Origin of the sequence: Pseudomonas borbori (assembly GCF_900115555.1) — a bacterium.
In the GTDB taxonomy this organism is placed as follows: Bacteria; Pseudomonadota; Gammaproteobacteria; order Pseudomonadales; family Pseudomonadaceae; genus Aquipseudomonas; species Aquipseudomonas borbori.
Genome location: NZ_FOWX01000002.1, coordinates 97,176 through 108,990 on the forward strand (window position 1 = coordinate 97,176; position 11,815 = coordinate 108,990).

Annotated in this window: 12 protein-coding genes; 5 read left to right on the forward strand and 7 right to left on the reverse strand. The window is 63.0% G+C overall.

Features of this window, described 5'->3' with window-relative positions:
- Positions 1 to 38 precede the first annotated feature (38 nt).
- Both BM315_RS01770 and BM315_RS01775 read right to left on the reverse strand, forming a co-directional pair.
- On the reverse strand, positions 39 to 521 hold the full coding sequence (locus BM315_RS01770; protein WP_090497190.1) for a GAF domain-containing protein: 483 nt from the start codon (positions 519 to 521) through the stop codon (positions 39 to 41).
- Positions 518 to 1,408, reverse strand: a complete 891-nt coding sequence (locus tag BM315_RS01775) for an ATP-binding protein (RefSeq protein WP_090497192.1) — start codon at positions 1,406 to 1,408, stop codon at positions 518 to 520. The genes BM315_RS01770 and BM315_RS01775 overlap by 4 nt, the downstream gene beginning before the upstream one ends.
- A 117-nt stretch (positions 1,409 to 1,525) precedes the next feature.
- Between BM315_RS01775 and BM315_RS01780 the strand changes: the two genes are divergently transcribed.
- On the forward strand, positions 1,526 to 3,859 hold the full coding sequence (locus tag BM315_RS01780) for a hybrid sensor histidine kinase/response regulator (protein ID WP_090497194.1): 2,334 nt from the start codon (positions 1,526 to 1,528) through the stop codon (positions 3,857 to 3,859).
- Here the strand turns inward: BM315_RS01780 and BM315_RS01785 are convergent.
- From BM315_RS01785 to msrB, 3 genes are all read right to left on the reverse strand, one after another.
- Positions 3,843 to 4,307, reverse strand: coding sequence for a MarR family winged helix-turn-helix transcriptional regulator (locus tag BM315_RS01785; protein ID WP_090497196.1), 465 nt, complete (start codon positions 4,305 to 4,307; stop codon positions 3,843 to 3,845). The genes BM315_RS01780 and BM315_RS01785 overlap by 17 nt on opposite strands.
- Complete coding sequence (locus BM315_RS01790) at positions 4,304 to 4,789, reverse strand: glutathione peroxidase (RefSeq protein WP_090497197.1); 486 nt, start codon at positions 4,787 to 4,789, stop codon at positions 4,304 to 4,306. The genes BM315_RS01785 and BM315_RS01790 overlap by 4 nt, the downstream gene beginning before the upstream one ends.
- A 189-nt stretch (positions 4,790 to 4,978) precedes the next feature.
- Complete coding sequence (gene msrB, locus BM315_RS01795) at positions 4,979 to 5,377, reverse strand: peptide-methionine (R)-S-oxide reductase MsrB (RefSeq protein WP_090497199.1); 399 nt, start codon at positions 5,375 to 5,377, stop codon at positions 4,979 to 4,981.
- Positions 5,378 to 5,556: 179 nt separating this feature from the next.
- On the opposite strand from msrB, the gene BM315_RS01800 reads away from it, so the two are divergent.
- The 3 genes from BM315_RS01800 to htpX all read left to right on the forward strand — a co-directional run bounded on the left by BM315_RS01800 (position 5,557) and on the right by htpX (position 8,188).
- Complete coding sequence (locus BM315_RS01800) at positions 5,557 to 6,768, forward strand: pyridoxal phosphate-dependent aminotransferase (RefSeq protein ID WP_090497201.1); 1,212 nt, start codon at positions 5,557 to 5,559, stop codon at positions 6,766 to 6,768.
- A gap of 4 nt (positions 6,769 to 6,772) precedes the next feature.
- Positions 6,773 to 7,225 carry a hypothetical protein gene (locus tag BM315_RS01805; RefSeq protein ID WP_090497203.1) on the forward strand — a complete coding sequence of 151 codons (453 nt, stop codon included), beginning with the start codon at positions 6,773 to 6,775 and terminating at the stop codon, positions 7,223 to 7,225.
- A 90-nt stretch (positions 7,226 to 7,315) separates the two neighbouring features.
- Complete coding sequence (gene htpX, locus BM315_RS01810; RefSeq protein ID WP_090497204.1) at positions 7,316 to 8,188, forward strand: protease HtpX; 873 nt, start codon at positions 7,316 to 7,318, stop codon at positions 8,186 to 8,188.
- Between the two features lie 87 nt (positions 8,189 to 8,275).
- Here htpX and BM315_RS01815 read toward each other — a convergent pair whose 3' ends face one another.
- On the reverse strand, positions 8,276 to 8,932 hold the full coding sequence (locus BM315_RS01815) for a thiopurine S-methyltransferase (RefSeq protein WP_090497206.1): 657 nt from the start codon (positions 8,930 to 8,932) through the stop codon (positions 8,276 to 8,278).
- 102 nt (positions 8,933 to 9,034) lie between these two features.
- Here BM315_RS01815 and BM315_RS01820 point away from each other — a divergent pair, with 102 nt between their 5' ends.
- Entirely contained in the window at positions 9,035 to 9,802 is a 768-nt protein-coding gene (locus BM315_RS01820) for a DODA-type extradiol aromatic ring-opening family dioxygenase (RefSeq protein ID WP_090497208.1), read from the forward strand.
- 93 nt (positions 9,803 to 9,895) lie between these two features.
- Here the strand turns inward: BM315_RS01820 and BM315_RS01825 are convergent, their stop codons facing one another.
- Entirely contained in the window at positions 9,896 to 11,557 is a 1,662-nt protein-coding gene (locus tag BM315_RS01825; protein ID WP_090497209.1) for a DEAD/DEAH box helicase, read from the reverse strand.
- Between the last annotated feature and the right edge of the window lie 258 nt (positions 11,558 to 11,815).

Genomic DNA, 11,815 nt, shown 5'->3' on the forward strand with positions numbered 1-11,815 from the left:
GCCAAAAGGAGCGCCAGCCCGGCTCTCTTCCCGCAGCGTCAACAATCGCTGAGCTGCAAGAAAATCTCGACCAGGCGCTCGATCCCGGCCTGGTCCGCTGCAGTAAAGCGGGCCAACTGCGGACTGTCCAGATCCAGCACGCCGATCAGCCTCCCAGCCTTCAGCAACGGCACCACCAGCTCGCTGCGCGAGGCGCTGTCGCAAGCGATATGCCCGGCAAAGCTGTGCACATCCTCCACCCGTTGCGTTTGCCGAGTGGCTGCCGCCACCCCGCACACGCCGCGGCCCAGAGGTATCCGCACACAGGCCACCCGCCCCTGGAATGGTCCCAGTACCAGTTCGTCACCGCGCAGCAGGTAGAAGCCCGTCCAATTGAGGTCGACCAGCTCCTGGTACAGCAAGGCGCAGAACTGTGCGGCGTTGGCAACGAAATCCCGCTCATGCGCCAAGAGTGCCTGCAGTTGCGCGGCCAGCAGCGAATAGCCTGCGGACTCGGAGTCAGCCTGCGTAAGGTCGATCATGACTGGCTTTCCAGGAGTTGTAACCCAACCCAGTGCCGGGCGAATTGATAGGCACAGCGACCATTGCGATTACCGCGACCCAGGGCCCAGCGAATCGCTGCCTTTTCCAGCGCCTCGCTCCACTGCCAGCTCAAGCCGGCCTGCGCCGCCTGCACCTCGATCCAATGCCGCACCACAGCGAGGAAATGATCCTGGGTGAATGGGTAAAAGGACAGCCACAAGCCGAAACGGTCAGACAGCGCGATTTTGTCCTCCACCGCCTCGCTGGGGTGCAGTTCGCCGTCGACCATCTGCGAGGCCTGGTTGTCGCTGTGCTTCTCCGGCAACAGATGGCGACGATTGGACGTGGCGTAGAGCAGCACATTGTCCGGCGAGCGCTCCAGCGAGCCATCCAGCACGCTTTTCAGCACCCGGTAATCACCCTCGCCGGCCTCGAAGGACAGGTCGTCGCAAAACAGCACGAAGCGCTGCGGCAACCGACTCAGCTGCTCGACCACTCGCGGCAGGTCCGCCAGATGATCGCGCTCGATCTCGATCAGGCGCAGCCCGGCGGCGGCATGCTCGGCCAATAACGCGCGCACCAGCGATGATTTTCCCGTGCCACGCGCGCCCCAAAGCAAAGCATGGTTGGCCGGCAGCCCCTGGATGAATTGCCGGGTGTTGCGCGCCAACTGCTCACGCTGAGCGTCGACACCGATCAGGTCGCTCAGACTCAGATCGAGGTCGATGCTCAACGGCTGCAAGTAACCGCTGCGCCCCTCACGGTGCCAGCGCGCGGCCAGGCTGTGCTGCCAGTCGATAGCGCCACGCTGGGCCGGCAATAGCGGTTCGAGTCGCGCCAGCACGCTCTCGGCGCGTTGCAGAAAAGCATTCAAACGGGAATCCACGATTCACTCCTTGGTGTACGCCTCGATGTTACAGCCTGAGTGCCAACTGCTCCTGCCGAAAGGCAGAACGGATGGGCTATGCTTGGCAAGCGCACGGACCCGAGATTATTGCCATCCATGGATATATCGCTCACCCAACGCCTGTCGTTCAAACAGGCCAGTTTGACCGTACTGGTGGCGTTTATCCTCGGCACTGCGCTCAGCTTGATTCAAGTGGGCATCGATTATGCCAGCGAGAATGCCTCCATCAACCGCGAGATTAGCGCACTGATGGAGATCAGCCACAATCCCGCCGCACGCATCGCCTACAATATCGACGCCGAATTGGCCCAGGAACTGGTGCTGGGCCTGTTGCGCTCACCGGCGGTGATTCGCGCCGAGATCATAGACAACAGCGACATGACCCTGGCCAGGGTCAGCCGCCCGCCCAGCACCAACCGCTACCGGCTGTTCAGCGATTTCCTGTTCGGCGAACGGCGCCAGTTTGAAACCCCCCTGTTCGTCAGCCACGCGCCCGAGGAGGCCCTCGGCCTGCTGCGCCTGGAGGTCGACACCTATGCGTTCGGCAGTCACTTCCTGCGGCGCGCCATGCTCACCTTGCTGACCGGCTTCGCCCGCAGCCTGTTGCTCTCGCTGATCCTGCTGGTGCTGTTCTATTTCATGCTGACCAAGCCGCTGATCGAGGTGATCCGCGCACTCAGCGGTCGCGACCTGCACGCGCCCAACCGCAACCGCCTGCCCTGCCCGCGCGGCCACGAGCGCGACGAAATCGGCATTCTGGTCGACGCCACCAACCAGCAACTGTCCAGCATCGCCATGGAGATCGAACAGCGCCGCGACGCAGAAGATCGCCTCACTCAATACCTGAGCGAACTGGAGAATATCGTCTCTGCCCGCACTGCCGAGCTGGAGGCCGCCAACGCACGCCTGCTCGAGTCCAATCAGGAACTGGAACAGGCAAGACGCACCGCGTTGGACATGGCTCAGGCCCGCTCGGCGTTTCTCGCCAACATGAGCCACGAGATCCGCACCCCGCTCAACGGCCTGCTCGGCATGCTCGCACTGTCTCTCGACGGCCCACTGAACAACGAACAACGCCAGCAGCTATCGATCGCCCACGGCTCCGGCAAGGTGTTGGTCGAACTGCTCAATGACATCCTCGACCTGTCAAAATTCGAAGCCGGTCAACTCGAGCTGGAAAGCCTGCCCTTCGACCTCGGCACGCTGGCCGAAGACACCGCCAGCTTGCTGTCGCAGAACGCCTTGCCGAGCGTCGAACTGACCTGCCTGATCGACCCCCGACTGCCCGCACAAGTGCTCGGCGACCCGACACGGGTGCGCCAGATCATCAGCAACCTGTTGTCGAACGCCCTGAAATTCACCCGTTCCGGCCGCGTGGATCTGCACGTCGACAGCACCCAGACCGGCATACGGATCACGGTGCGGGACACCGGCATCGGCATCGCCGAAGAGGCACGCGCGCGCATCTATCAGCCCTTCGCCCAGGCGGGGGTCGGCATTACCCGCCAGTTCGGCGGCACCGGCCTGGGCCTGGCACTCACCCGCCGCCTGTGCGAAGCCATGCAGGGCCGACTCGAACTGGAGTCCAAAGAGGGCTTCGGCAGCCGGTTCTGCGCGGAACTGCCACTGCCCAGTCACCTCCCCGCGCCCGCCTTGCCGGCATTGACCGGGCGGGTCGTGGCCCTCAGCTCGGCCAGTTCAGGCCTCAACGAACTGCTTGGCAAGCTGCTGCCGGCATGGGGGCTGGAGTATCGACGCCTGGATCCCGACAGCAACCTGGACGAGGTCGCAGCCGACCTGTTGATCAGCGACTGCCCCGAATGCCTGCCGGGCATGCGCCCGACGTGCCAGATAGCGATCCTGCTGGTTACCGCCTACGGCAGCTTCCTGCCCAGCGAACAGGTGCACGCCCTGGCGCCGTTCGAGCAGATCGCCCGGCCGCTGTCGCGGCAAACCCTGCTCCAGGCATTGCGCCGCAGCCTCCGCCAGCAGATGGAAAGCGCGCCTGCGCCAAGCCTCGTCGAGCAACAGAGCGGACACCGGGCACGGGTGCTGCTGGTGGAGGACAATCCGGTCAACCAACTGGTGGCAAAGGGCATGCTGGGTAAACTCGGCTGCGAAGTCGTGCTGGCCAACCATGGCGCCGAAGCCCTGAGCCAACTGGCCCAGCACGACATCGACTTGATCCTGATGGACTGCAACATGCCGATCATGGATGGCTATGAGGCCAGTCGCAGAATTCGCCAGGGCGGGCACCATCCCGAACTGCCGATCATCGCCCTGACCGCCAATGCCCTGCCCGATGAACGCGAGCGCTGTCGCGCCGCCGGCATGAACGACTACCTGGCCAAACCTTTCCGCCGCGAAGAGCTGGATGCCCTGCTCGAGCGCTGGTTGCCGGCGTCGAGAGCTCCTAGCGCGACGCCATGAAGCGATCGAGCAACTGGCCAACACGACTGCGCAACTCGGCCAGTTCATCCACCTCGACACCCTGCTCGCACAGCAACTGCCGGCGCAACGGCAGTACCCGTTGACGCAAGGCGCGGCCCGCCTCGGTCAACGCCAGGTGCACCTCGCGTTCGTCCTCAGCCGAGCGCTGGCGCAGCAATAAACCAAGCTGCTGCAACCTCTTGAGCAACGGCGTCAGGGTGCCCGAATCGAGCAGCAAACGCTCGCCCAAGGCCTTGACCGTCGGCTGTGGCGGCGGGACCAACTGCCATTCCCAGAGCACCAGCATCGCCAGGTATTGCGGGTAGGTAAGGTTCAACTGATCGAGCATCGGCTTGTAGGCACGGATCACCGCCCGCGAAGCCGCATAGAGCTTGAAGCACAGCTGGTTATCCAGCTGCAGGGCGTCTTCGTGCTCGAAGGGCTTCATTTGAGCAGGGCTTCGATCTCGGCAGTCAGATCTTCCGGCTTGGTGGCCGGCGCAAAACGCTTGACCTGCTTGCCATCGGCACTGACCAGAAACTTGGTGAAGTTCCATTTCACGCCCTGGCTGCCGAGCAGGCCCGGAGCCTTCTTCTTCAGTTGGACGAACAAGGGGTGGGCATCGCTGCCATTGACATCGACCTTCTTGAACAAGGGAAAGCTGACACCGAAGTTCAGCTCGCAAAACTCGGAAATCGCCCCCTCATTGCCCGGCTCCTGCTTGCCGAACTGGTTGCAGGGAAAACCCAACACCATCAGCCCCTTGTCCTTGTACTGCTGCCAGAGGTTTTCCAGGCCCTTGTACTGCGGGGTGAAGCCACATTTACTGGCGGTATTGACCACCAGCACGGCCTTGCCAGCGAAATCGGCCAGGGTTTTCTGCTCGCCCTTGATAGTGGTGACGGGAATATCGAACAGTTCGTTGCTCATGGGGGATCACGCCTGTGCTCGGGGGAAAGTGCAAACACCATAGCGAGCAATTAGATTGCACGCAATTTAGTTACCGCAAAATAAGACCCGCCTATAACGAGCCACAGCACTATCGCAGATACCGTCTTGCCCGATGAGAGACGAGACGGTATCTAAGTTCGCCGATCCACGACAGGCTAGCAACCGGCGTCATGCCTCGCGGGGCACCAGCTTCAGCGCCACCGAATTGATGCAGTAGCGCAAACCGGTCGGCGCCGGCCCGTCGGGAAAGACGTGGCCCAGGTGGGCATCGCATTTACCACATTTCACCTCGATGCGGTGCATGCCGTGGCTGAAGTCATCCAGGCTGGTAATCGCGTCCTTGCTCAGCGGCTGGAAGTAGCTGGGCCAGCCGCTGCCGGAGTCGAACTTGGCGTGCGAGTCGAACAGTGCCGTACCGCAACAGGCACAGTGATAGATGCCCGGCGTCTTGCTGTCATGGTATTCGCCGGAAAAGGCGCGCTCCGTGCCACCCAGCCGGCAGACATGGAACTGGGTCTCCGACAGTTCTTCGCGCCAGGCTTCCAGGGGTTTCTCGAGCTTGTCCACAGGCAGGTCTCCGTAACTGAAAGGCTGTGAAAAAAGCCCGACCAGTACCTTTGCCAAGGTCGGGCTGCAACGTATCATTCGACCTCAGTCTGGCAGCCGCGTTACACGCTGCCAAGGCTCGCCTGATCGAGTCTTTTACACGGTAATTCAACGACGTTTCTCCACTCGGGATCACTTACATGCAGTTCAGCAAATCGAACAAGCTGGCCAATGTCTGCTACGACATTCGCGGGCCCGTGCTCAAGCACGCCAAGCGCCTGGAAGAGGAAGGTCATCGCATCCTCAAGCTGAACATCGGCAACCCGGCGTCGTTCGGTTTCGAAGCCCCGGAAGAAATCCTTCAGGACGTGATCCGCAACCTGCCGACCGCCCAGGGCTACAGCGACTCCAAGGGGCTGTTCAGTGCACGCAAGGCGGTGATGCAGTACTACCAGCAGAAGCAGGTGGAAGGCGTCGGCATCGAGGACATCTACCTGGGCAACGGCGTGTCCGAGCTGATCGTCATGGCCATGCAGGCGCTGCTCAACAACGGCGACGAGGTGCTGATCCCGGCCCCCGATTACCCGCTATGGACCGCCGCCGTGGCCCTGTCCGGCGGCAAGCCGGTGCATTACCTGTGCGACGAACAGGCCGGCTGGTTCCCCGACGTGGCCGACATGCGCGCCAAGATCACCCCCAACACCAAGGCGCTGGTGCTGATCAACCCGAACAACCCGACCGGCGCGGTCTACTCCAAAGAAGTGCTGGAAGACATCGTAGAACTGGCGCGTCAGCACAACCTGGTGCTGTTCTCCGACGAGATCTACGACAAAATCCTCTACGACGAGGCCCAGCACATCGCCACCGCCTCCCTGGCGCCGGACGTGCTCTGCCTGACCTTCAACGGCCTGTCCAAGTCCTACCGGGTGGCCGGTTTCCGTTCCGGCTGGGTGGCCATCTCCGGGCCGAAACACCGCGCGCAGAGCTATATCGAGGGCATCGACATCCTCGCCAACATGCGCCTGTGCGCCAACGTGCCGAGCCAGCACGCGATCCAGACCGCGCTGGGCGGCTACCAGAGCATCAACGACCTGGTGCTGCCCAACGGCCGCCTGCTGGAGCAGCGCAACCGCACCTGGGAGCTGCTCAACGACATTCCCGGGGTCAGCTGCGTCAAGCCGATGGGCGCGCTCTATGCCTTCCCGAAAATCGACCCCAAGGTCTGCCCGATCCACAACGACGAGAAATTCGTCCTCGACCTGCTGCTCTCCGAGAAGCTGCTGATCGTCCAGGGCACGGCCTTCAACTGGCCCTGGCCGGATCACTTCCGGGTGGTCACCCTGCCGCGGGTCGACGATCTGGAACAGGCCATCGGGCGGATCGGCAGCTTCCTCAAGGGCTACAGCCAGTAAGCCCATGGACCTACAAATCGACGATTTCTACAAGGATGCGGCAGCTGGCATGCTGCAGCTCTATCAGGTTTTCCCGCGCAAGATGGCGCTCTATGTCGAAGACCTGATCGGCCGCGAGGAACCGGATGAATTCGGTCTACCGAGCAAACGCCATGAAAGCTGCCTGGGCGCACTGCTGTGGCTGGCCGAGGAAGGCTACCTGCGCTTCGACTCGACCATCGCCTACGACGCCCTGGATCAGGCGGTGCTCAGCGAAAAAGGCTTTCTGCGCCTGAGCCGCAGCGTGCCCCATGCCCTGCGCGAAGGCGCAACGCTGCCCCCCAGCGTGCGCCGGGTGCACGCCACCCTGGCCTTTCAACTGCGCGAAGCGCTGAGCCAAACCCACGGCGAACGCCTCGCCCGCCTCACCCGTTTACTCTTCGAAAGCAGCCTGAGCGTCACAGGCGACACAGTTTGAAATAGTCCCCCGGTTGAAGAGCCGGGGGGCGCGCCCTTATATAGCCGGCATATAAAGCAAGTCTTATCCCGTGAGGAGTCGTTTCACACCATGATGCGCATTTTGCTGTTCCTGGCTACCAACCTGGCGGTGTTGATCATCGCCAGTATCACTCTCAAGCTACTGGGGGTAGACCGCTATACCGGCCAGAACTACAGCAGCCTGCTGATCTTCTGCGCGGTATTCGGCTTTGCCGGCTCGCTGATTTCGCTGCTGCTGTCCAAGTGGATGGCGAAGATGAGTACCGGCACCGAGATCATCACCCAGCCACGCACCCGCCACGAGCAGTGGCTGCTGCAGACCGTCGAAGAGCTGTCGCGCAACGCCGGTATCAAGATGCCGGAAGTGGGGATTTTTCCCGCCTACGAATCCAATGCCTTCGCCACCGGCTGGAACAAGAACGATGCCCTGGTGGCCGTTAGCCAGGGCTTGCTGGAGCGCTTCTCGCCGGACGAGGTGAAAGCCGTCCTGGCCCACGAAATCGGCCACGTGGCCAACGGCGACATGGTTACCCTGGCGCTGATCCAGGGCGTGGTGAACACCTTCGTGATGTTCTTTGCGCGGATCTTCGGCAACTTCGTCGACAAGGCCATCCTGAAAAACGAAGGCAGCCATGGCATCGGTTACTTCGTCGCGACCATCTTCGCCGAGCTGGTACTGGGCATCCTGGCCAGCATCATCGTCATGTGGTTCTCGCGCAAACGCGAGTTCAAGGCCGACGAAGCCGGCGCGCGCCTGGCCGGCACCGGCGCCATGATCGCCGCCCTGCAGCGCCTGCGCGCCGAACAGGGGGTGCCGGTGAACATGCCCGACAGCCTCACCGCCTTCGGCATCAACGGCGGCCTGAAGCACGGCCTCGCCGGCCTGCTGATGACCCACCCGCCGCTGGAAGACCGTATCGAAGCCCTGCGCCAGCTGCGCTAAACCAGCAACCATGAAAAAGGGCGGCCCTCGGGTCGCCCTTTTTCATTGCATTATTGCAGCCGCGACCACACTCAGCCCGCGCCCGCCTCAGCGCCTGACCAGCCGATACACCACCTCATCCAGCGCTTGCAGGTTGTGCTTGATGAATTTCCAGTTGCCCTGCAGCACATCCAGCCGCTCCAGCGTCTCGATCTGCCAGAGCGCGCCGAACAACTCATGCACTTCGGCATCGCTCACGGCGAAGGGCGGGCCGTCCATCTGCGCCTGCGCATAGTCGAGGGTAATTAGCAGGCCCCGGCAGCCCGCTGGCAGAATGGCCTGCAGATGGGCCACATAACGCTTGCGCATCGCGGCCGGCAAGGCGATCAATGCCGCTCTATCGTAGAGGCCCTGGCAATCGCCGAGCTGCTCTGCCGTCAGGGCAAAGAAATCTCCGCACCAGAGTTCCAGCGCGCCGGCGCGATAGACCTTGAACGCGCCCTCCTGGCTGATCTCGGCGTTCAGGCCATGTTCCGCGAAGAATTCCTCGACCGCCTTCTGCGCCAGCTCGACGCCCAGCACCCGATAGCCCTGCCCCGCCAGCCAGGCCAGATCCAGACTCTTGCCGCACAGCGGCACCAGCACCCGCGCGCCCGGCTGCAGCTCTAGCGCCGAGCAGTGGCGCTGCAAATAAGGGTTGACCCGATCCAGATGAAAACCGATCTGATCGCGTGCCCAGCGCGCCTGCCAGAATGCCTCGTCCACTCTTACCCCCAAGAAATCCGATCAAATAGCTCAAGAATTTATACTGGAATTCGATAATACCAGCCGCGAAGATAGCAGCATCCTACTGCAGGAACCTAGCCCATGCTGCCTTCACTCTTTATCTCCCACGGCTCGCCCATGCTCGCCCTGGAGCCCGGCGCCAGCGGTCCGGCCCTGGCCCGCCTGGCCGCGGCGCGGCCCAGACCAAGGGCCATCCTGGTAGTCTCCGCCCACTGGGAAAGCACCACGTTGCGCGTCACCAGCGCCGCCCAACCGGAAACCTGGCATGACTTTGGCGGCTTCCCCCCGCAGCTGTATCAGCTGCAATACCCGGCGCCCGGCCATCCGCAGTTCGCCGCGGATATCGTGCAACTGCTCGGTGCTGCCGGCTTCCCCGCCCAGCTCGACCCCACACGCCCCTTCGATCACGGCGCCTGGGTACCGTTGTCGCTGATGTACCCGGCCGCCGACATCCCGCTCGTGCAGCTCTCGCTACCCAGCCGCCAGGGTCCTGAATTACAGACCCGCATCGGTCGCGCCCTGGCCGGCCTGCGCCAGCAGGGCGTGCTGCTGATCGGCTCCGGCAGCATCACCCACAACCTCGGCGAACTCGACTGGCACGCCGGCCCCGAGGTGATCGAGCCCTGGGCACAGGACTTCCGCGACTGGATGGTCGCCAAGCTCGCCGAGGACGACGAGGCGGCCCTGCACGACTATCGCCAGCGGGCTCCGGCAGCCGCACGCAACCACCCCAGCGACGAACATCTCCTGCCGCTGTTCTTCGCCCGTGGCGCCGGTGGCCGCTTCAGAGTCGAGCACAGCGGCTTCACCCTCGGCGCATTGGGCATGGATATCTACAGCTTCAGCTGAATCGCAACCCTGCAATCGAGCGACAACCTATAAGCAACAAAAAAGCCCCGCATCTCACCAATGCGGGGCTTCTTGTTTAACGCTTAACGCGAATCAATCTTCGCGATAACGACGCAGCTTGAGCGGCTTGCCGCCGACGCGGGTGTCTTTCAGCTTGCTGAGCAAACGCTCCAGACCGTCTTCCGGCAGCTCGACCAGGCTGAAGCTCTCGCGCACCTGGATGCGGCCGATGGCTTCACGGACCAGGCCGCCCTCATTGAGGATCGCGCCCAGCAGGTTCTTCGCCGCAATACCGTCACGCGCACCCAGCGCGGTACGGCAACGGGCACGACCTTCGGCCAACGGCACCGGCGCACGACGCTCACGGCTGTCGCCACGGTCCGAACGCTCGCTGCGCTCACGCGGCGCACTGCTCGGCACCAGCGGCTGCTCGCGCTCGACTTCGGCCAGGGTCAGGGCCTGACCGTTGGTGGCCTTGCGCAGCAGCGCGGCGGCCAGGGCACGCGGGCTGCAGCCGATTTGCGCGGTCAGACGGTCGAGCAGTTCGCCATGGCTGGCTTCGGCGTCGGCTACCAGCGGTGCCAGACTCGAGGTCAGCTTCTTGATCCGCGCGTCCAGCACTTGCTGGGCGTCAGGCAGGCGTACTTCGCTGACTTTCTGCCCGGTAACCCGCTCGATCACCTGCAGCATGCGACGCTCGCGCGGGGTCACCAGCAACAGCGCACGACCGGTACGCCCGGCACGACCGGTACGACCGATACGGTGCACGTAGGATTCCGGATCGTAGGGCATGTCGACGTTCATCACGTGGGTGATGCGCGGCACGTCCAGACCACGGGCGGCGACGTCGGTGGCGACGACGATGTCCAGGCGGCCATCCTTGAGCGAGTCGATCACCCGCTCGCGCTGGTTCTGGGCGATGTCGCCGTTCAGGGCGGCGGCCTTGTAACCCCGCGCCTCGAGCACGGCGGCCAGATCCAGAGTGGCTTGCTTGGTACGCACGAAGGCGATCAGCGCATCGAACTCCTCGACTTCCAGCAGACGCAATACCGCGGCGTGCTTCTGGTCGGCGTGGACCAGCAAGTGCGCCTGTTCGATGGCGGTCACGGTCTGGGTTTTGGTTTCGATCTTGACGTGCTTCGGCTCACGCAGGTGCTTTTCGGCGATGGCGCGGATCGAATGCGGCAAGGTGGCCGAGAACAATACGGTCTGGCGGGTTTCCGGCATGGCCTTGAAGATCACTTCCAGGTCATCCATGAAGCCCAGCTTGAGCATTTCGTCCGCCTCATCGAGCACCAGGTGCTGGACGGTGGACAATACCTTCTCGTCGCGACGCAGGTGATCGACCAGACGACCCGGGGTGGCGACCACAATCTGCGCACCATTGCGGATGGCTTTCAGTTGCGGGCCCATGGGCGCACCGCCGTAAACGGCGATCACGTTCACGCCGGGCATTTGCTTGGCGTAGGTTTCGAAGGCGGTCGCGACCTGCAGGGCCAGCTCGCGGGTCGGTGCGAGAATCAGCGCCTGCGGCTGGCGCTTGGCCGGATCGATGCGACTGAGGATCGGCAGGGCGAAGGCAGCGGTTTTACCGGTGCCGGTCTGCGCCTGACCGATCATGTCGTGGCCGGCGAGAATCACCGGGATGGACTGCAGCTGAATTGCCGAAGGCTCTTCGTAGCCAGTCGCGATCACTGCGGCGAGGATATTGGGATGAAGATCGAGTGCGGCGAAGCCGCCGAGTACTTGGGTCATGGGTCTGCCTCTAGTGCATCCGCAAAGACCCATGCTCCAAAGCTGCGCATGCCGTGTAAGACTCTGAGAGTCACCCTGGCAGCCGTGTCGGCGGGGATTTGCGAAAACGTGGTTGTAAATGAATCGTCAAGGATAGTCCGCTACGCAGACTGACTGCCGGAGGTGACCTCCGGGCGAGTTGTGTAACCTGAACGTGGCCATGAATTGACCGGCGCGCACTATACCGGAAAAGCTGGCAGTTGTGCTGGTTTTCCCACA

Bases quoted from the DNA above. Each gene is read 5' to 3' on its own strand.
- BM315_RS01770 (WP_090497190.1), bottom strand. From the start codon at position 521: ATGATCGACCTTACGCAGGCTGACTCCGAGTCCGCAGGCTATTCGCTG.
- BM315_RS01780 (WP_090497194.1), top strand. From the start codon at position 1,526: ATGGATATATCGCTCACCCAACGCCTGTCGTTCAAACAGGCCAGTTTG.
- BM315_RS01785 (WP_090497196.1), bottom strand. From the start codon at position 4,307: ATGAAGCCCTTCGAGCACGAAGACGCCCTGCAGCTGGATAACCAGCTG.
- BM315_RS01790 (WP_090497197.1), bottom strand. From the start codon at position 4,789: ATGAGCAACGAACTGTTCGATATTCCCGTCACCACTATCAAGGGCGAG.
- BM315_RS01800 (WP_090497201.1), top strand. From the start codon at position 5,557: ATGCAGTTCAGCAAATCGAACAAGCTGGCCAATGTCTGCTACGACATT.
- BM315_RS01805 (WP_090497203.1), top strand. From the start codon at position 6,773: ATGGACCTACAAATCGACGATTTCTACAAGGATGCGGCAGCTGGCATG.
- htpX (WP_090497204.1), top strand. From the start codon at position 7,316: ATGATGCGCATTTTGCTGTTCCTGGCTACCAACCTGGCGGTGTTGATC.
- BM315_RS01820 (WP_090497208.1), top strand. From the start codon at position 9,035: ATGCTGCCTTCACTCTTTATCTCCCACGGCTCGCCCATGCTCGCCCTG.
- BM315_RS01825 (WP_090497209.1), bottom strand. From the start codon at position 11,557: ATGACCCAAGTACTCGGCGGCTTCGCCGCACTCGATCTTCATCCCAAT.